The 16501-nt window shown below is 66.3% G+C and carries 16 protein-coding genes and 2 tRNA genes; 7 read left to right on the top strand and 11 right to left on the bottom strand.

Annotated features, from left to right (window positions below):
- Both ACE3SL_RS07765 and ACE3SL_RS07760 read right to left on the bottom strand, forming a co-directional pair.
- A partial coding sequence (locus ACE3SL_RS07765; RefSeq protein ID WP_374525170.1) for a tyrosine-type recombinase/integrase occupies positions 1–1077 on the bottom strand: 1077 nt, incomplete at its 3' end.
- 182 nt (positions 1078–1259) lie between these two features.
- A tRNA-Ser gene (locus tag ACE3SL_RS07760) sits at positions 1260–1350 on the bottom strand.
- 74 nt (positions 1351–1424) lie between these two features.
- Between ACE3SL_RS07760 and ACE3SL_RS07755 the strand changes: the two genes are divergently transcribed.
- Both ACE3SL_RS07755 and ACE3SL_RS07750 read left to right on the top strand, forming a co-directional pair.
- Positions 1425–2468, top strand: coding sequence for a peptidylprolyl isomerase (locus ACE3SL_RS07755; protein ID WP_374525169.1), 1044 nt, complete (start codon positions 1425–1427; stop codon positions 2466–2468).
- Between the two features lie 5 nt (positions 2469–2473).
- Positions 2474–2788: a DUF1905 domain-containing protein gene (locus ACE3SL_RS07750; protein WP_374525168.1), complete on the top strand. Its 315-nt coding sequence runs from the start codon at positions 2474–2476 to the stop codon at positions 2786–2788.
- Here the strand turns inward: ACE3SL_RS07750 and ACE3SL_RS07745 are convergent.
- On the bottom strand, positions 2778–2906 hold the full coding sequence (locus ACE3SL_RS07745; protein WP_374525167.1) for a hypothetical protein: 129 nt from the start codon (positions 2904–2906) through the stop codon (positions 2778–2780). The genes ACE3SL_RS07750 and ACE3SL_RS07745 overlap by 11 nt on opposite strands.
- Before the next feature lie 116 nt (positions 2907–3022).
- Between ACE3SL_RS07745 and ACE3SL_RS07740 the strand changes: the two genes are divergently transcribed.
- Both ACE3SL_RS07740 and ACE3SL_RS07735 read left to right on the top strand, forming a co-directional pair.
- A tRNA-Thr gene (locus tag ACE3SL_RS07740) sits at positions 3023–3097 on the top strand.
- A 91-nt stretch (positions 3098–3188) separates the two neighbouring features.
- A complete protein-coding gene (locus ACE3SL_RS07735) occupies positions 3189–4271 on the top strand; it encodes an AI-2E family transporter (protein WP_374525166.1) in 1083 nt (360 codons plus the stop codon).
- Positions 4272–4278: 7 nt separating this feature from the next.
- On the opposite strand, the gene ACE3SL_RS07730 is transcribed toward ACE3SL_RS07735, so the two are convergent.
- Positions 4279–5157 carry a LysR substrate-binding domain-containing protein gene (locus ACE3SL_RS07730; protein ID WP_374525165.1) on the bottom strand — a complete coding sequence of 293 codons (879 nt, stop codon included), beginning with the start codon at positions 5155–5157 and terminating at the stop codon, positions 4279–4281.
- A 159-nt stretch (positions 5158–5316) separates the two neighbouring features.
- On the opposite strand from ACE3SL_RS07730, the gene ACE3SL_RS07725 reads away from it, so the two are divergent.
- The gene (locus ACE3SL_RS07725) at positions 5317–7653 is read left to right on the top strand and encodes a CDC48 family AAA ATPase (RefSeq protein ID WP_374525164.1); all 2337 of its coding nucleotides are present in this window, start codon (positions 5317–5319) and stop codon (positions 7651–7653) included.
- Positions 7654–7657: 4 nt separating this feature from the next.
- On the opposite strand, the gene ACE3SL_RS07720 is transcribed toward ACE3SL_RS07725, so the two are convergent.
- Complete coding sequence (locus ACE3SL_RS07720; RefSeq protein WP_374525181.1) at positions 7658–8920, bottom strand: MFS transporter; 1263 nt, start codon at positions 8918–8920, stop codon at positions 7658–7660.
- Between the two features lie 187 nt (positions 8921–9107).
- Between ACE3SL_RS07720 and ACE3SL_RS07715 the strand changes: the two genes are divergently transcribed.
- Positions 9108–9743, top strand: coding sequence for a class I SAM-dependent methyltransferase (locus ACE3SL_RS07715; RefSeq protein ID WP_374525163.1), 636 nt, complete (start codon positions 9108–9110; stop codon positions 9741–9743).
- Here ACE3SL_RS07715 and ACE3SL_RS07710 read toward each other — a convergent pair.
- Positions 9740–10936, bottom strand: a complete 1197-nt coding sequence (locus tag ACE3SL_RS07710; protein ID WP_374525162.1) for a phosphatidylserine/phosphatidylglycerophosphate/cardiolipin synthase family protein — start codon at positions 10934–10936, stop codon at positions 9740–9742. The two genes, ACE3SL_RS07715 and ACE3SL_RS07710, sit on opposite strands and share 4 nt — an antisense overlap.
- Positions 10937–11069: 133 nt before the next feature.
- Here ACE3SL_RS07710 and rpoZ point away from each other — a divergent pair, with 133 nt between their 5' ends.
- On the top strand, positions 11070–11414 hold the full coding sequence (gene rpoZ / locus ACE3SL_RS07705; protein ID WP_374525161.1) for a DNA-directed RNA polymerase subunit omega: 345 nt from the start codon (positions 11070–11072) through the stop codon (positions 11412–11414).
- Between the two features lie 56 nt (positions 11415–11470).
- Here the strand turns inward: rpoZ and ACE3SL_RS07700 are convergent, their stop codons facing one another.
- From ACE3SL_RS07700 to ACE3SL_RS07680, 5 genes are all read right to left on the bottom strand, one after another.
- Entirely contained in the window at positions 11471–12076 is a 606-nt protein-coding gene (locus tag ACE3SL_RS07700) for a DUF3800 domain-containing protein (protein WP_374525160.1), read from the bottom strand.
- Between the two features lie 44 nt (positions 12077–12120).
- The gene (locus ACE3SL_RS07695; RefSeq protein ID WP_374525159.1) at positions 12121–12444 is read right to left on the bottom strand and encodes a hypothetical protein; all 324 of its coding nucleotides are present in this window, start codon (positions 12442–12444) and stop codon (positions 12121–12123) included.
- 109 nt (positions 12445–12553) lie between these two features.
- Positions 12554–14497: an ATP-dependent zinc metalloprotease FtsH gene (gene ftsH, locus ACE3SL_RS07690; protein ID WP_374525158.1), complete on the bottom strand. Its 1944-nt coding sequence runs from the start codon at positions 14495–14497 to the stop codon at positions 12554–12556.
- 87 nt (positions 14498–14584) lie between these two features.
- Positions 14585–15586 carry a tRNA lysidine(34) synthetase TilS gene (gene tilS / locus ACE3SL_RS07685; protein ID WP_374525157.1) on the bottom strand — a complete coding sequence of 334 codons (1002 nt, stop codon included), beginning with the start codon at positions 15584–15586 and terminating at the stop codon, positions 14585–14587.
- Positions 15540–16499 (bottom strand): tol-pal system YbgF family protein, encoded by a 960-nt coding sequence (locus tag ACE3SL_RS07680; protein ID WP_374525156.1) that lies wholly within the window; start codon positions 16497–16499, stop codon positions 15540–15542. Before ACE3SL_RS07680 ends, tilS begins: the two co-directional genes overlap by 47 nt.
- Positions 16500–16501: the final 2 nt, after the last annotated feature.

Genomic DNA, 16501 nt, shown 5'->3' with positions numbered 1-16501 from the left:
TGCGCGCGCCTCCGGTCGGGCTACGCCCGCCCTCCGCCGCACGCAGCGCAAGGCCATCTTCAACAAACCAGCATCATATCCGAAAAGGGGGTCCCTCTTCGACGCCGATCGGGGGTCCCTTTTGAACGCCGTTTGACAGTTGCTCGGGAAGACAAGGTCGCCTTCGCCGGTGAGCGGCCAGATCGCCCGGAGCACGGCAACCGCCTGCGGGGGAAGCGGGACGAGATGGTCGCCGCCGATCTCCTCCTTCCGGTCGAGATCGCCTTTCATGCGCGCCGAGGGAATACGCCAGAGCGGGAGCTTGCCGCCCAAATCCTCGAACTCGGCCCAATGCGCACCGCGAAGTTCGCTGGGCCTGACGGCGGTCAGCGCGAGGAGCCGGAGGCCGAGCCGCGTGATCGGACGGGCATAATCCTCCTCGGCGGCAATGATCATCGTCTTCAGCGGCTCGAGTTCGACGATCGCCGGCTGGCGTCCCTTGCGCAGGGGCTTGAGGACCGCGCCGAGCTTTTCGGCGGGATCGCGTTCGCAGATGCCCTGGGCGATGCCGAATACGAATACCGCGGAGATACGCTGGCGAATGCGTTTTGCGGTCTCGATCGAGCCGCGCGCCTCGATTTCGCGCAAGACCCCGAGGATGAGGGGCGGGGAGAGGTCGGCGATCGGCAGGTCGCCGATCGTCGGAAAGACGTCGCGTTCGAGGCTGCGGATGACGTCTGCGGCGTGAACGACGGCCCATTGCGACCTGGCGTTGGCATGCCATTCGCGGGCGACGCGTTCGAACGTCTGGCGCGATGCCTCGATGATCGCTTCGACTTTGAGGCGTTTGACGATCGCGGGGTCGCGCTTTTCGGCGAGGATGGCGGCCGCTTCGTCGCGCTTGCCGCGGGCATCTGCGAGCGAGACCAGCGGCCAGGCCCCGAAGGCCATGCTCTTCTGCTTGCCGTCATAGAGGTAATTCCAGCGCCATAATTTGCCGCCGCTGGGGGTCACGAGGAGCAGCAAACTGCCGCCATCGGACATCTTATAGGGTTTTGAACGCGGTTTTGCTGCTTTGACCTTGATATCACTCAGCATTTCTCGTCTCCGAAGATACCATGTTTTTGGGTCGCCGATACCATGGATCAGTACCCGGATCGGTACTGGATGGCTCCGAACGGTTTCGAACCGCTACGGAAAATCAGGCGAGCTAAGCATCGGAATTCAGAGAGAAAAAGTCGAGTTTACCGGACTTCTATGGACCTCTGCGGAGGCCCCGGTGGCGGAGCGGGAGGGATTCGAACCCTCGATACGCTTTTGACGTATACTCACTTTCCAGGCGAGCGCCTTCGACCACTCGGCCACCGCTCCGCATGCACTGGAACGCGCGCCCTAGTCGCTTGGCGGGGCTTTCGCAAGCCGGTTGGGCGTGGCAGACATGCGCCATGAAACATCTGCTCCTGGCCGCCGCCGTCGCCGCCGCATCGCTCGTTCTTCCCGTTCATGCCGCAGAGCCAACGCCGGCGCCCGCGCCGATCCCGTCGCCGGGCGAGATCGCCGCCGCGGCGCCTGCGAGCGACTGGATCGCGATTCCTGCCTCGGACCTGCTCGTCATGGATCTGGCACCCGATGCGAAAGGCAAGCCGCGCCGCGTCGTCATCCAGTTGATGCCGGCACCGTTCAGCCAGGGCTGGATCGGCAATATCCGCAAGCTCGCCGCCGCGCACTGGTGGGACGGGACGAGCGTCAACCGCGTGCAGGACAATTATGTCGCGCAATGGGGCGATGCGACCGAGAAGAAGCCGTTGCCCGAGGGGTTGGTGACGGTGCCGGAGAGCGAGTACGTCGTTGCCGACCCGGCAAGTTCCGAAACGATGGTGAACGGCGAGAAGGTTGTCCGCCTGTCCGGGGATGAAGGCGCGCGGCGCTTGAACAGAATGAAAAAGCCATGGGATACCAGCTTATTCGATGCGGGTTTTAACCCGGCGGCTGACGCTTATGCGCCGCTGGCGACATTTGAATCGGGTTGGCCGATCGGCCTCGACGATCGCAAGGTGCCTGAGCAAAGGTGGCCGCTCCATTGCTACGGCGCGGTCGGCGTCGGCCGCAACATGTCGCCCGATACGGGCTCAGGCGCCGAGCTCTATGCCGTCATCGGTCACGCGCCGCGCCATCTCGACCGCAATATCGCCATCGTCGGGCGTGTGATCAGCGGCATCGAGCATCTGTCGAGCCTGCCGCGTGGGACCGGCGCGCTTGGCTTTTATGAAAATGAAGCCGAGCGAGTACCGATCACATCAATCCGGTTGGCGACCGAGTTGCCCGCTGCGGGACAGCCGAAGTTCGAATATCTCTCGACGGAGAGCAATGCGTTCCAACGCTACGCCGACGCGCGCGCCAACCGGCGCGATCCCTTCTTCATCCAGCCCGCGGGCGGCGCGGACATCTGCAATATTCCGGTTCCGGTCCGGCCGGTCGCGGCGAAATAGACACTGTGGAGGATTTCACCGTCACCACTCCGCTCTGGCGCTGGCAATCGGCGACTGCGCCCGCGGCGTGGTTCTTCCTGACGATCGAGGGCGATGCCGCCGACGGCATCCGGCTTGCCGCGATCGGGGGACAATGGCTCGACGGCGGCAAGGGATTCGGCTCGGCGAAGGTTCGCGCCACGATTGGCGATACGAGCTGGAATACCTCGGTCTTTCCGCACCGGGAGAGCGGCGGCTGGCTGCTGCCGGTCAAGGCTTCGGTCCGCAAGGCCGAAGGAATCGCCGAGAGCGACGCGGTGACGGTGACCGTCAGTCTTTAGGCGGATGTTCGGCCTTGGCCTCGCGCGCCTGCGCCTTGCGCTTGCGCAGGTTCGCACGCAGCGCCTCGGCGAGGCGGCGCTCGCGTTCGAGGTCGGCGGGGGAGGGCGGCTTGCTCATGGCCGCGGCGATGCGGCGAAATCGGCGCAGCGTCAAGCCTCGCACCTTGACAGCGGCAAGGCGCCCCGCCATAGGCCGCGCCTGTCCAGCGAACATCCGTTCGATATGGCCCGGTTGCTGCTGTAGCTCAGTGGTAGAGCGCACCCTTGGTAAGGGTGAGGTCGAGAGTTCAATCCTCTCTAGCAGCACCACTTTTCTCTATGATATTTCGACGCTTTACCCCAGCTCCTTCGCGCGGCTAAACCGGCCGGGACGCATCGCGCGTCGTCGAAGGGGAAGGCAATGGCCGCGGGCAAGGGCGACAGGGCGGATTCGGGCAGCCGCTGGACCTTTTTGGTCCTGCTGATCGCGATTTCGATCGCCTTCGCTGCGATCCTCTGGCCCTTCTTCGCCGCGATCCTGTGGGCGGTGATCGTCGCGATCCTGTTCGAGCCCGTCTATCGCCGCCTGCTCGCGCGGATGCCGAAGCGGCGCAACGGCGCCGCGCTGCTGACGCTGCTGCTGATCCTTGGCATGGTCATCCTGCCCGCGGCGATCCTGGGGCTTGCGCTCGTCAACGAAGCCGCCGGGGTCTATCAGCGCATCCAATCGGGCGAGATCGACCCGGCGCAGATATGGGCGGGCTTCCAGGCGGGGATGCCCGCGTGGCTCGATCCCTGGCTCGACCGGCTCGGCATCGGCAATATCGCCGCGGCGAAGGCGATGCTGGGTGGCGGCGCCTCCGAGGGTGTAAGGGCGATCCTGGGGCAGGCGCTGTCGATCGGGCAGAGCCTCTTCAGCCTGCTGATCAAGCTGATGGTGATGCTCTATCTCGCCTTCTTCCTCATCCGCGACGGTGAGGGGCTGCAGCAGCGCATCCGCGCCGCGGTGCCGCTCAGGGCCGAGGATCTGCAATTGCTCATCGATCGCTTCACCGTCGTCGTGCGCGCCACGATCAAGGGCAGCATCGTCGTAGCGATCATCCAGGGGCTGATCGGCGGGATCGTGCTCTGGGCGCTGGGGATCGAGGCCGCGCTGCTGTGGGGCGTGCTGATGGGGGCGGCGTCGTTGCTGCCCGCGGTCGGCACCGGGCTCGTCTGGGTCCCGATGGCGGCCTATCTGCTCGTCACCGGCTCGATCTGGCAGGGGCTGGTGCTTATCTTCTGCGGGCTGTTCGTGATCGGGATGGTGGACAATGTCCTGCGCCCCGTTCTCGTCGGGCGCGAGACGCGGATTCCCGATTATGTCGTGCTGATCGTCACGCTTGGCGGGCTGCAGCTTTTCGGCTTCCACGGCATCGTCATCGGTCCGGTGATCGCCGCGATGTTCATTGCCGTCTGGGACATCGCCACCAATATCCGCACCGGGTCCGTCGCTGCGGATTGAACCTGCGCTAGATTCGTGCGGCAAGCAGCCAGTCGTGGAACAGCTTGACCGCCGGTTGCCGCAGCGCACGGGGCCGGCAGACGAACCAGTAGCTGTAGGGGCTGTCGACATCGAAATCGAACAGGCGGACGAGGCGGGAGTCGCGCGCGTCGTCGAAGTGATGGCCGTGCATGAAGGCCACGCCGATGCCCTGCGCGGCGGCTTCGAGCATCAGCGGCCCCGAATCGAAATAATCGACCCCGGCGGGCTCCAGATAGGGCATGCCGACTGCCTTTTTCCATTCGCCGAAGGTCTCGGGCATCTCGCGGTGCAGCAGGATCGTCGTGCGCTGCAACTGCTCGGGCACGGTGATCGGGCGCTTGCCGTCGGTCAGGCTCCGCGACGCGATGGGGAAGACCTTGTCCTGGTCGAGCCGCGCGGCATAGAGCGCCGGGTCGATCGAGCGCGCGAGCGCGATCGCGGCGTCGATCCCTTCGCCGAGGCGGGCCTCGGCGTGCGATAGCGTGTCGATGTCGATGTGCAGTTCGGGATGCTGGCGCCGAAGGTCGGGCAGGCGCGGAAAGAGGCGCTGCTGCGCGAACAGCGGCAGAACGTTGAGATGCAGGCGCAGCGACGCGTCGGGGCTGCCCGCGCGTCCGAGAACACTGCGCAAGTCATCGAGGATCGGCGAAAGCTGATCCTGCAATTCGCGCCCGGTTTCGGTCAGGCTGAGCCCGTGATGATGGCGGTTGAACAGCGGGCGCCCCACCGCATGTTCGAGCGTCTGGATGCGCCGCGACAGCGCGGGCATCGACAGGCCGAGCTCGCTCGCGGCCGCCTTCACCGTGCCGTGGCGCGCGACCTCTAGAAAGGCCTCCATGCTGCTGAGGGGAGGAAGGCGTGGCATGATCGTCTCGGCAATTATGATGCCATGGCGCTTACTGACATGCCAGAAAATTGTGCGGTGCGGCATAGGTGCCTCAACGCGTCAGGCCAAGACGGGGGTCGAAAATCGGGAACGGCCATCCTATCTTCCGCATTCTGACCTCTTTGCGGGAGAAACATCTTGGCCGACGCCGCGGTAAAAGAAAAAAGCATCAAACTGCAAGTCGCCAACGCGCGCGCCGAAGAAAGCGGCGGCGGCATCGCCCGCATCCCGCGCTCGGCGATGGCCGAACTCGGCGTGACCGAAGGCGACATCATCCAGATCAGCGGCAAGCGCGAGACGGCGTCGCGCGTCGTCGCGCCCTATGCAGAGGACGAGGGGCTGGAGGTGATCCGCCTCGACGGCCTCCAGCGCGCCAATGCGGGTGCGGGCGCAGGCGACATGGTGCAATTGAGCCGGGTCGAAACACGCCCCGCGACGCGCGTGGTCTTCGCGCCGGCGCAGGAGAATCTGCGGCTGCAAGGATCGGCCAATGCGCTGAAGCGCAGCTTCTTCGGGCGGCCGCTCGTCGCGGGCGATACCGTCGCGACCGCCGGACAGCAGCGGCTGCCGTCGGGCGACATGCCGCCGCAGCTTCGCCAGATGCTCAACGCGCCCGCCTATGCGCTGGCCGAGGTGCGCCTGCTCGTCGTCTCGGCGAGCCCAAAGGGCGTCGTCTTCATCGACGAGAATACCGAGGTCGAGCTGCTCCCCGAATATCAGGAGCCGCAGGACGCGCGGCGCACCGACGTCACCTATGACGATCTCGGCGGGCTTGGCGACACGATCGACCAGCTTCGCGAGATGGTCGAGCTGCCGCTCCGCTATCCCGAACTGTTCCGCCGCCTCGGCGTCGATCCGCCGCGCGGCGTGCTGCTTCATGGCCCGCCGGGAACGGGCAAGACGCGGCTCGCGCGCGCGGTCGCGAACGAAAGCGACGCGCAATTCTTCCTGATCAACGGACCGGAGATCATGGGCAGCGCCTATGGCGAGTCCGAAAAGCGGCTGCGCGAAATCTTCGAGGCTGCCACGAAGGCCGCGCCGTCGATCGTCTTCATCGACGAGATCGATTCGATCGCGCCGAAGCGCGGGCAGGTCACCGGCGAGGCGGAAAAGCGGATCGTCGCGCAACTGCTGACGCTGATGGACGGGCTGGAACCGCGCACCAATCTGGTCGTGATTGCGGCGACCAATCGTCCCGACGCGATCGACGAGGCGCTGCGCCGGCCGGGCCGCTTCGACCGCGAGATCGTGATCGGCGTTCCCGACGAGAAGGGCCGCCGCGAGATTCTCGGCATCCATACGCGCGGTATGCCGCTCGGCGAGGACGTCGATCTCGACGAGCTCGCGCGCACGACCTTCGGCTTCGTCGGCGCCGACATGGCGGCGCTGACCCGCGAGGCGGCGATCGAGGCGGTGCGGCGGATCATGCCGAAGCTCAACCTCGAGGATGGAACGATCCCGCCCGAGGTGCTCGAAGAGATACGCGTGACGCGCGACGATTTCCTGAACGCGCTGAAGCGCGTTCAGCCGTCGGCGATGCGCGAGGTGATGGTGCAGGCGCCGAACACGCGCTGGAGCGACATCGGCGGGCTCGACGCGGCGCGCGACAAGATGATCGAGGGCATCGAATTGCCGCTGAAGCATCCCGAGGCGTTCCGGCGGCTCGGCATCCGCCCGGCCAAGGGCTTTCTGCTCTATGGTCCGCCGGGGACGGGCAAGACCCTGCTCGCCAAGGCGGCGGCGCGCGAATCCGATGCCAACTTCATCGCGATCAAATCGTCGGACCTCTTGTCGAAATGGTATGGCGAGAGTGAGCAGCAGATCGCGCGGCTGTTCGCGCGGGCGAGGGCGGTCGCGCCGACGATCATCTTCATCGACGAACTCGACAGCCTGGTGCCCGCGCGCGGCAGCGGGACGTCGGGCGAGCCGCAGGTGACCGAGCGCGTCGTCAACACGATCCTCGCCGAGATGGACGGGATCGAGGAGATGCAGTCGGTGGTCGTCATCGGCGCCACCAACCGCCCGAACCTGATCGACCCCGCGCTGCTGCGTCCGGGGCGGCTGGACGAGCTCATCTATGTGTCGGTGCCCAATGCCGAGGGGCGGCGGCGCATCCTCGAAATCCACACGTCGAAGATGCCGCTTGCCGACGATGTGTCGCTCGACACGCTGGCCGAGCGTAGCGAGCGTTTCACGGGCGCCGACCTCGAAGACCTCGTTCGGCGCGCGGGACTTGCGGCGCTCAAGCGCTCGCTCGACAGCGACCGCGTGACGATGGAGGATTTCGAGGCGGCGCTGAAGGATACGCGCGCGTCGGTGACCGAAGCCATGGAAAAGGACTATGAAAAGATCCAGGGCGAGATCAAGCAGCAGGCGATGAGCGTCGACCCGATCGGCTTCTTCGCGCCCGGCATGCTGAAACCGATGCGCGAGCGCAAGCATCCCGAGGGTGCGCCCGAAGAGACGAAGGACTAAGGACTCAGGCCGCGGGCTGGTCCTGCCGCAGCGCGGACCAGCCCCAGCCGACCAGCCAGAGGCAGAAGGCTGCCATCAGCCCATAAGCGACCATCGGGTGCCAGTTGTAGAGCAGCACCCCGATCGCGGGTGAGATGATATAGGCCGATCCGTTGATCGACGCGGTCATGCCCGCGACCGCGCCCTGATCGCGGCGCGGGACCGACAGCGACGCGCCCGAGGTGAAACCCGGCCGGAACAGGCCGAAGCCGAGCGACGCGAGCGCGAAACCGATGACGATCGCGTGCAGATCCTGCGCCAGCCCGGTCATGATGATGCCGACGCCCCCGAAGGCCGCGCCATAGAGGACTGTGGTGCGCGGGGTCATCTTGAGCAGCGGGATCAGGCCCCATTGCGACAGCAAGGTGGCGAAGGCGCCCGCCATCAGCACGATGCCGGTAATCGCGGCGCCCTCGTCGGGTTTCAGCCGCAAATGCAGCCGGTCGAGGATCAGGAAGCCGATGACGCCCAGCATCATCGCCTGCGCCTGCCCCCCGAAAAAGCCCGCGAACAGCCAGGGGCGCACGCGTCGGTCGCGCCAGCCGAGCGGCTCCTGCGTCGCGGGGTCGAGTTCGTTTTCATCCTCGGCGGTCGGTTCTTGCGGGCCGGCGGACAGGGGATAGGGGGCGATCGCGCCGCGCGCCGCGAAGCGCGGCACGTCGTCGGGCAGCCGCCAGCGGAGCGCGACGAGGACGGTAAGGCCGATCAGCGCGAAAACCAGCAAGGGCCCGGCCAGGCCAAAGACCGGCAGGATGAAAAAGGGCGCGACCGCGGGACCGATGACGGTGCCGAGCCCAAAGGACGAGGAAACCAGCGACAGCGCCTGCGTGCGCTCCTCGGCATCGGTGCGCGCCGCGACATAGGCCTGGACCGCGGGCGGCGCCGCCGAGCCGAAGCCGCCGTAAAGGCTGCGGAACAGGGCGAACAGAATGAAGGTTGTGCCGGCCGCGAGCCAGCCCGACAGGCCAGCCCACAGGGTCAGGCCGCACAGCGCCATCGACAGGAAGAAACCGATGACGCCCCGCGCCATCAATATCTTGCGTCCGCGCTTGTCCGACTGCCGCGCCCAATAGGGAGCGGTCAGGACCCAGAGGAGTGCCGACCAGCTGAAGGCAAGGCTGACCCAGACGTCGGGAATGTGGAGTTTGGCGCCGATGGCCGGAAGGATCGACTGCATCGCGGTGTTGCCCGCCGCGGCGACGAGCATGACCGCGAACAGCACCGCCATGCGATCGGCGGGAATCGAACGCGATATGGCCGTCACTTCGTCCCCCTTTTCGGCCGTCCTTCGCTGCGGCCCGGCGCTTTCCTACACGCGAAAGGGAAGCTGTCCAGTGTCAAGACCGACTCTTTCCTTGCGCGGGCGCCATGATTTTGCCACGGATTCGGTCAACCGCAACAACGCGAAAGCCGTCATGACCAATCCGCGGGCGCAGGCCCAATCGAACGTCGCGCCGATCCGCCGGGTCCGCGAAAAGCTGAAGCGCTTTTTCGGCCCGTGGGGCATGTTCGTGAAGGGCTTTATCAAGCATCCGGTCATGGTGGGCTCGATCGTCCCGTCGTCGCCGACGCTGATCCGGCACATGCTGCGCCCGGTCGACTGGAAGAATACGAAGCTGTTCGTCGAATATGGCCCCGGCGTCGGCACCTTCTGCCGCCCGGTGCTCGAACGGATGGCTGGCGATGCGACGCTGATCGCGATCGATACCAACCCCGACTTCATCGACTATCTGCGGAAAGACATCCGCGACAGCCGCTTCATCGCGGTCCACGGCTCGGCCGCGGACGTCGAGGAAATCGTCCGCGCGCACGGCTTCGAGCACGCCGATTACGTGCTGTCGGGCCTGCCTTTCTCGACGCTTCCCGCAGGCGTCGGCCCCGCAATCGCTGCCGCGACGCACCGCGTGCTGCGCCCCGGCGGAGCGTTCCTCGTCTATCAGTTCCGCGCCCGCGCGCGCGATTTCCTTGCCGCGCATTTCCAGCGCATCGACAATGCGTTCGAATGGGTGAACGTACCGCCCTGCTTCCTCTTCTGGGGCTGGAAGGACTAGACTTCCAGATCGGGGTCGGGCTCGCCCAGTCCGAAATTGAGCCGCCGCGCGACGGTATAATCGGCGACCCCGACGACGAACCAGGCGAGGGTCCAGCGCAGCCGCGTCAGCCAGCCGGCGCGCGCCTTGTGGCTTGCGGCGGTTACGATCTCGCAATCACCCTTCAGCCCGTCCAGAAAGCCGCGCATCTGCCGCGCGAAGCCGGCGTCGGCGATGCGCAGCATCACCTCGACGTTCAGGAACAGGCTGCGCATGTCGAAATTGGCGGTTCCGACGTGGACGACGTCGTCGATGACGATCAGCTTCATATGCAGCCGGCACGGCTGATATTCCCAGATCGCCGCCCGCTGGCGAAGCAGATAGCCGTAGAGCAGCCGCGCCGCGCCGATCGTCGCGCCATTGTCCGACGTGGCCGCCATCACGAAGCGCGCCTTGCCCCGCCGCGCAACGCGGCCGAGGCGGCGGAGCATGCCCTGGCCGGGCGAGAAATAGGCCATCGCCATGTCGAGCCGCCGCGCCCCCTCCAGATCGCCGCGCACGACGCGCGCCCATGGCGACAGGCGCTGGGTCGGGCCGCCGACCAGCCACGACACCGGCCCCTTGTCGACTGGCCAGCCGCGGATCAGGCGGCGCAACACCAGCAGCTTGCCGTCGTCCTCGACGGTATAGGCGTGGATCGCCTCGAACCACGCGATCATGCGCGCGACCGTCGCCCCGCGCACGATGATGCCGAGATCGAACCAGCAATGCGTTTCGCGGTCGCTGAGATAGGGATCGGCGATGTTGAAGCCGCCCGTCACCGCAACGTCGCCGTCGATCAGCAGCAGCTTCTGATGGTTGCGGACGAGATAGCTCGACCGCCAGCGGCGCGAGAAGAAGATGACCGAGCCGCCCGCCGCGCGCAGCGGCGCGAAAACGCCGTCGGGGGTGTCGCTCGACCCGAAGCTGTCGATCACCGCGCGCACCCGCACCCCGCGCCGCGCGGCTGCGGTCATCGCATCGAGGACCCGCGTTCCGGCACTGTCGTGGCGGAAGATGTACATGATCATGTCGACGCTGCCGATGGCGCCGTTGATCAGCGCCAGCAACCGCTCGAGGCGCTGCTCGCCGTTGAAGATCACCTCCAGCCGATGTCCCGCGACCTCTGCTTTCAACGTCTCTGCGTCACTGGCGGGGTGAGCGGTGCCGGTCATGCAGCGCTCATAGGCGGACGGGTGCGCGGGCCGCAAGGGCAGGGGTTTTATTGACATCGCGGGCGCCCCCTGCTAGCGCGCAGCGCTTGCCGCCATGCCTCTGGCTGGCCTCTCCGATACTTAAGGAAAATCTATGGCCCGCGTTACCGTCGAAGATTGCGTCGACAAGGTTCCCAACCGCTTCGATCTGGTGCTGCTCTCGGCGCACCGTGCTCGCGAAATCTCGGGCGGCTCGGAACTGACGGTCGACCGCGACCGCGACAAGAACCCCGTCGTCGCGCTGCGCGAAATCGCCGAGCAGACCGTCCGCCCCGTCGATCTCGGCGATGCGCTCGTCGGCTCGCTGCAGAAGGTTGTCGTCGACGATGACGATACGCCCGATGAAATCAGCTCGATCGCGCGCTCGGCCGAAGCGCTGCGCCTGACCGCCGCGGCGCCGCCGCGCAGCCCGGCCGGGGGCGGCGGCGACTTCGAATAAGCGCCGTTCCGATCGAAAACCAAGGGGGCCGCGGGAAACCGTGGCCCTTCTTGCATTCAGAGAAGCTTCGTGAGCTCGGCGATGCGGATTGCGCGCGAGGCGATCAGGGGCTCCACGATGACGCCGATGCGGTGTGCGCGTGGCGAGCCGATCGCCACGTTGAACAGGCTGTTCGCGATAACGTCGGCGATCTGGACGCCGTCCGAGCGGCGGCTGTCGGCGAGCGAAGCCTGCCCCCAGCCGGCGAGGCCGGCCTGAATGCTCTCGCGCACCCCGGCGAGTATCACGGGGTCGTAGCGCCCGTCGTCGATCACCACGTCGGTGCAGACGCCGCCGGTCTCGGGAAGCCAGCTGCTCACCGCGAGGTCGAGCAGCGCCGTATAAAGCGCGAGATCGGTCGCGAGCTTGCCGTCGGCGGGCGGCGCGAGCCGGTCGCGTTTCGCCACTGCGACCCAGGCGCGGCCACCGGCGCGATCGAAGAGTTCGAGCAGATAGGCGCGCTCGGTCAGGCTGATCCGGCTGCCCTTGAGCTCGCCGCGCAGCCCCGTGACGGCGCGAAAGCGGGCATGGATCGCCGCCGCGGCGTCGGGCGACAGCATCACCGCCGCAAAGGTCATGGCGCCCGTGTTGAGCCCGCCCGATTCGTCGCAATAGATCGTCATGGTTGCGGCGTTCCCCGGTCCCTTGTCTGTTTCAGGTGTCTGTATCAGGCCGGGCAGGGATAGCGTTTCCGCATCAGCCCGTCGAATGCCGAATAGATGGAAATCGATCTGCGCGATTGCACCGGATAGCTGCGCAGGTGCGCGAGCCATTGTTCGGGGGTGAGCGTGCCGCTTTCGGGCGGGCAACTGGTGGTCTTGCGTCCGGCCTTGCGCTCGGCGTCGATCCGCGCCTTGTAACGCTTGCCTGCGGCGATCACCTCGCCCTTCAGATAATGGGCTTCGGGCGTCGCGATCGCCAGCGGGCCAAGCCGCTCGATCTGCCCGGCGCGCGCGAGGAAGGCGGCGACGCTCATGTCGCCGGGCGCCATGCCACATAGCAAAGCGCCAACGCCGAGCGCCGCAAAAGCCGATCCGATCCGTATTTCCCTCAAGGCCATACGGATCGAAATCGTTTGAAATCAATGAACAAGGTCTGAATCAGACGCCCTGCGGGTTGGCGTCGCCGAAGGGGCGGGGCTTGCGCTTGATCTGCGGCAGGCCGCCGGCGTGGCCCGAGACGGGATTGCCGTGCTTGTCCTGATCATTCTCGCGGCCGATATCCTCGCCCTTGATCGCGCGCTTCGCTTCCTCGCCCGACAGCGTCTCATATTCGAGCAGCGCGCCGGCGAGCAGGTGCAGTTCGTCGAGGTGGTCGGTCAGCACCTTGCGCGCGACCTTTTCGCCTTCCTCGACGAGGCGGCGAACCTCGGCGTCGATCAGCTTGGCGGTCTCTTCGGACATATTCTGCGCGCGCGACACGCTGTGGCCGAGAAACACCTCGTCCTGATTGTCGCGATAGCGCAGCCAGCCGAGCTTGTCCGACATGCCATATTCCATGACCATGGCGCGCGCCATGTCAGTCGCCTGCTGGATGTCGTTCGACGCGCCGGTGTTGAGCTCGTCCTTGCCGTAAATGAGCTGTTCGGCGATGCGGCCACCGAAGCAGAGCGCGAGGCGTGCCTTCATCTGCTTCATATTCTGCGAATAGCGGTCGCGCTCGGGCAGGTTCCACGTCACGCCCAGCGCGCGGCCGCGCGGGATGATCGTCACCTTGTGCAGCGGGTCGTTATGCTCGACGTGGAGCGAGACGAGCGCGTGGCCGGCCTCGTGATAGGCGGTCGCCTTCTTCTCGTCCTCGGTCATCACCATCGAACGGCGTTCGGCGCCCATCAGCACCTTGTCCTTCGCTTCCTCGAACTCGTTCGAGGCGATCAGGCGCTTGCCCTTGCGCGCGGCGAGCAGCGCCGCCTCGTTGGCGAGGTTCGCAAGGTCGGCGCCCGAGAAGCCCGGGGTGCCGCGTGCGATGCGGCGGAGATCGACGTCGGGCGCCAGCGGCTTCTTGCGCGTGTGGACTTCGAGGATCTTCTGGCGGCCCTCGATGTCGGGGCGCGGCACGACGACCTGACGGTCGAAACGGCCGGGACGGAGGAGGGCGGGGTCGAGCACGTCGGGGCGGTTGGTCGCGGCGACGATGATGATGCCCTCATTGGCCTCGAAGCCGTCCATCTCGACGAGAAGCTGGTTCAGCGTCTGCTCGCGCTCGTCATTGCCGTTGCCGAGCCCGGCGCCGCGATGGCGGCCGACCGCGTCGATTTCGTCGATGAAGACGATGCACGGCGCGTTGCGCTTCGCCTGCTCGAACATGTCGCGGACGCGCGAGGCGCCGACGCCGACGAACATTTCGACGAAGTCCGAGCCCGAAATGGTGAAGAAGGGCACGCCCGCCTCGCCCGCGATCGCGCGGGCGAGCAGCGTCTTGCCGGTGCCGGGCGAACCGACGAGCAAAGCGCCCTTCGGAATCTGGCCGCCGAGCTTCGAGAATTTGCTGGGGTCCTTCAGGAATTCGACGATTTCCTGCAGTTCCTCGCGCGCCTCGTCGATGCCGGCGACATCGTCGAAGGTCACGCGGCCCTGTTTTTCGGTGAGCATCTTGGCGCGCGACTTGCCGAAGCCCATCGCGCCCGAGCCATTGTTCTTCTGCACCTGGCGGAAGACGAAGAAGGCGATGCCGAGAATCAGCAGGAAGGGCAGCGACTGGACGAGGATATAGACCCAGATATTGCCCGTCTCGACTGGCTTGCCGTCATATTTGACGCCATTGTCGTTGAGCATCTTGAGCAGGTCGGGATCGCGGACGATGTTCGCGGTGAAGCGGTCGCCGTTCGACAGCGTGCCGGTCACACGGTCTTCGGAAAGCACCACGTCCTTGACCGCGCCTTCCTGCACCTTCTGGCGGAACTCGGAATAGGCAAGCGGACTGCCCGTCGGCTGCGACGCACCGCCGAAGACCGAGGCGACGAGGAGCATGGCGAGCAGGATGCCGCTCCAGATCATCACGCTCTTCATCCAGGGATTGCCCTGCGGTTCCTTGTCGTCCTGCATCGGAAACTTTCCAAATATCGCGCCTGTTCGCGCATCGATCCCGATAATGTAGGATAATCGGGTTAAATGACAATGAGCCAGATTGTCCTATTTTCTCGGCTTTCGGCGTGGTGCGGCGGAAATGCGCCAGATCGTGCCGGCGAGGCCCGGCACCGCGTCGATCAGCAGCGCGCCGACCATCGCGCGCCGACCCTCCTTCATCGCGGCGATCACCCCGTCGAGCGAGGCGCCGCGCAGCGCGAGGCCGGAATCATTGGCGCGCAGCCGCTCGGTGACGATGCGGCGAAAGATTTCGGGCGGATAGCCGTCGTCGCGGATCACCGCGATGTCGGATGCATCGGGCCAGGCGGCGATGAGCCGTTCCGCCGCCCAGTCGATCGCCTCGTCGGCCTCCGCGAGCCAGCGCGCCGACCGCGCCGCCGCCTCGACGTCGAGCGTGGTCTGCGCGCGCAGCGCCTGGCGCAGTCGCGCGCGGTCGAAACGGTCGTCGGCGTTCGACGGGTCCTCTACGAAGGGAATGTCGTGATCGAACGCGATCCGCACCAGTTCGTCGCGCCGCCAGTGGAGCAGCGGGCGCAGAACGGCGCCGTTGCGTGCCCGAATCGCGGCGAGGCCGCCGACACCGCTCGCGCGGTTGAGCCGCATGACGATCGTTTCGAGCTGGTCGTCGGCGTGATGCGCGGTGAGGATATAGGCGATGCCGTGCGTCTGGCGCCATGCCTCTATCAGGCGATAGCGTTCGGTGCGCGCCGCCGCCTGCAGCGAGCCCCGGATCGGGGCGGCAGGCTGCAATATATCGTGCGGAATATGCTCGCGGTCGCAGAAACCCGCGACCATGCGGGCTTCCTCGTCCGACCCCTTGCGGAGGCCATGATCGACCGTCGCTGCCCGGACCTGTCCGGGCAGCAAGCTCGCCATCAGCCAGAGCAGCGCCATGCTGTCGGGGCCGCCGGAGACCGCGACGCCATAATGGAGCCGCTGCCAGTCCGCGCCGGCCAGCGCGGCAAGGTCGCGCCCGAGCCGCTCGACGGCTTCGCCGCCGTCAGCAGCCTGCTTTTGCTTTTGCGGCGGCTGCATCGGTCCGGACATCCTGCGGCGCCTTGTCGCCATAAACATCTTCAAGCTCGCGGAAAGCCTTGCAGGCGTCGGCCTTGCGTCCCAGCTTTTCGAGCGCGACGCCCATGTACATCAGACTGTGCGGCGCGCGCGGGCCGCTCGGCCGATCCTTGTAATTATTATAGAAAGCGACCGCGGCGAGGCTCGGTTTGCCCTCGTCGAGATAGGCGCGGCCGAGCAGATTTTGCGCATAGCTCGCCTGATTGCTCTTTGGCCATTTGGTCACGACGGTCTTGAGCTGCGCCTGCGCCTCGGGATAAAGTTTGGCGCTCCACAGGCGAAAGCCATAGTCATAGGCGTCCTGCTGCTCGTTGCCTGACGAGGGGATTTCGACCTTCTTGACGAGAGCAAGGCGCGCCGCATCCGGAGTTCCCGGCTTGGCCGCGGGTGTCGCTGTCGGCTTCTTGGCGGGCGCGGCTGCGGTTGTCGTCGAGGCGGGCGTCACCAGGGGCTTGGGCGCCGCGACCACGGGCAAGCTCGCAGGGGTCGCTTCGTCCGGTGCCGGCGCGGCAGGGAAGCGCTTGTCCATCTCGGTCTTGTAGGCGGTGAACTGCTTTTCGAGTTCGCGAAGATGAAAGGCATTCTGCTCGGTCTGGCCGGTCAGCGTCTGAAGCTGCGATTCCAGCGCATCCACCCGCGCGGTCAGGTCCGCGACGGGAGTCGCCGCGTTCGAGCGCTCGCCCGGCGTGTTGTCGGGCGCGATCTCGCCGCCGGTGAAGGTCGGCGCACCGCCCGGAAAGACCTGCCGCTGCACTGCGCGCATTTCCTTTTCCAGCCGGTCGACGCGCTTGGTGACCGCGGCGGTGTCCTGCGCGTCCGCGGCGGGTGCTGCCGCAGCGATCGCAAGCGCAGCCGCGCCCAGGAAAATGACGCTATTCTTCTTCATAT

Source organism: Sphingopyxis sp. (assembly GCF_041916015.1).
GTDB lineage: Bacteria > Pseudomonadota > Alphaproteobacteria > Sphingomonadales > Sphingomonadaceae > Sphingopyxis.
The sequence above is the reverse complement of the archived record's forward strand: the minus strand, read 5'-3'. Positions and strand labels throughout refer to the sequence as shown.

What these genes read in the sequence shown, in the direction of transcription:
- ACE3SL_RS07730 (WP_374525165.1), bottom strand. Translation starts at nt 5,157, where the DNA reads ATGCCACGCCTTCCTCCCCTCAGCAGCATGGAGGCCTTTCTAGAGGTC.
- ACE3SL_RS07700 (WP_374525160.1), bottom strand. Translation starts at nt 12,076, where the DNA reads ATGACGATCTATTGCGACGAATCGGGCGGGCTCAACACGGGCGCCATG.
- rpoZ (WP_374525161.1), top strand. Translation starts at nt 11,070, where the DNA reads ATGGCCCGCGTTACCGTCGAAGATTGCGTCGACAAGGTTCCCAACCGC.
- tilS (WP_374525157.1), bottom strand. Translation starts at nt 15,586, where the DNA reads ATGTCCGGACCGATGCAGCCGCCGCAAAAGCAAAAGCAGGCTGCTGAC.
- ftsH (WP_374525158.1), bottom strand. Translation starts at nt 14,497, where the DNA reads ATGCAGGACGACAAGGAACCGCAGGGCAATCCCTGGATGAAGAGCGTG.
- ACE3SL_RS07715 (WP_374525163.1), top strand. Translation starts at nt 9,108, where the DNA reads ATGACCAATCCGCGGGCGCAGGCCCAATCGAACGTCGCGCCGATCCGC.
- ACE3SL_RS07695 (WP_374525159.1), bottom strand. Translation starts at nt 12,444, where the DNA reads ATGGCGCCCGGCGACATGAGCGTCGCCGCCTTCCTCGCGCGCGCCGGG.
- ACE3SL_RS07745 (WP_374525167.1), bottom strand. Translation starts at nt 2,906, where the DNA reads ATGAGCAAGCCGCCCTCCCCCGCCGACCTCGAACGCGAGCGCCGCCTC.
- ACE3SL_RS07720 (WP_374525181.1), bottom strand. Translation starts at nt 8,920, where the DNA reads ATGGCGGTGCTGTTCGCGGTCATGCTCGTCGCCGCGGCGGGCAACACC.
- ACE3SL_RS07680 (WP_374525156.1), bottom strand. Translation starts at nt 16,499, where the DNA reads ATGAAGAAGAATAGCGTCATTTTCCTGGGCGCGGCTGCGCTTGCGATC.
- ACE3SL_RS07710 (WP_374525162.1), bottom strand. Translation starts at nt 10,936, where the DNA reads ATGACCGGCACCGCTCACCCCGCCAGTGACGCAGAGACGTTGAAAGCA.
- ACE3SL_RS07755 (WP_374525169.1), top strand. Translation starts at nt 1,425, where the DNA reads ATGAAACATCTGCTCCTGGCCGCCGCCGTCGCCGCCGCATCGCTCGTT.
- ACE3SL_RS07735 (WP_374525166.1), top strand. Translation starts at nt 3,189, where the DNA reads ATGGCCGCGGGCAAGGGCGACAGGGCGGATTCGGGCAGCCGCTGGACC.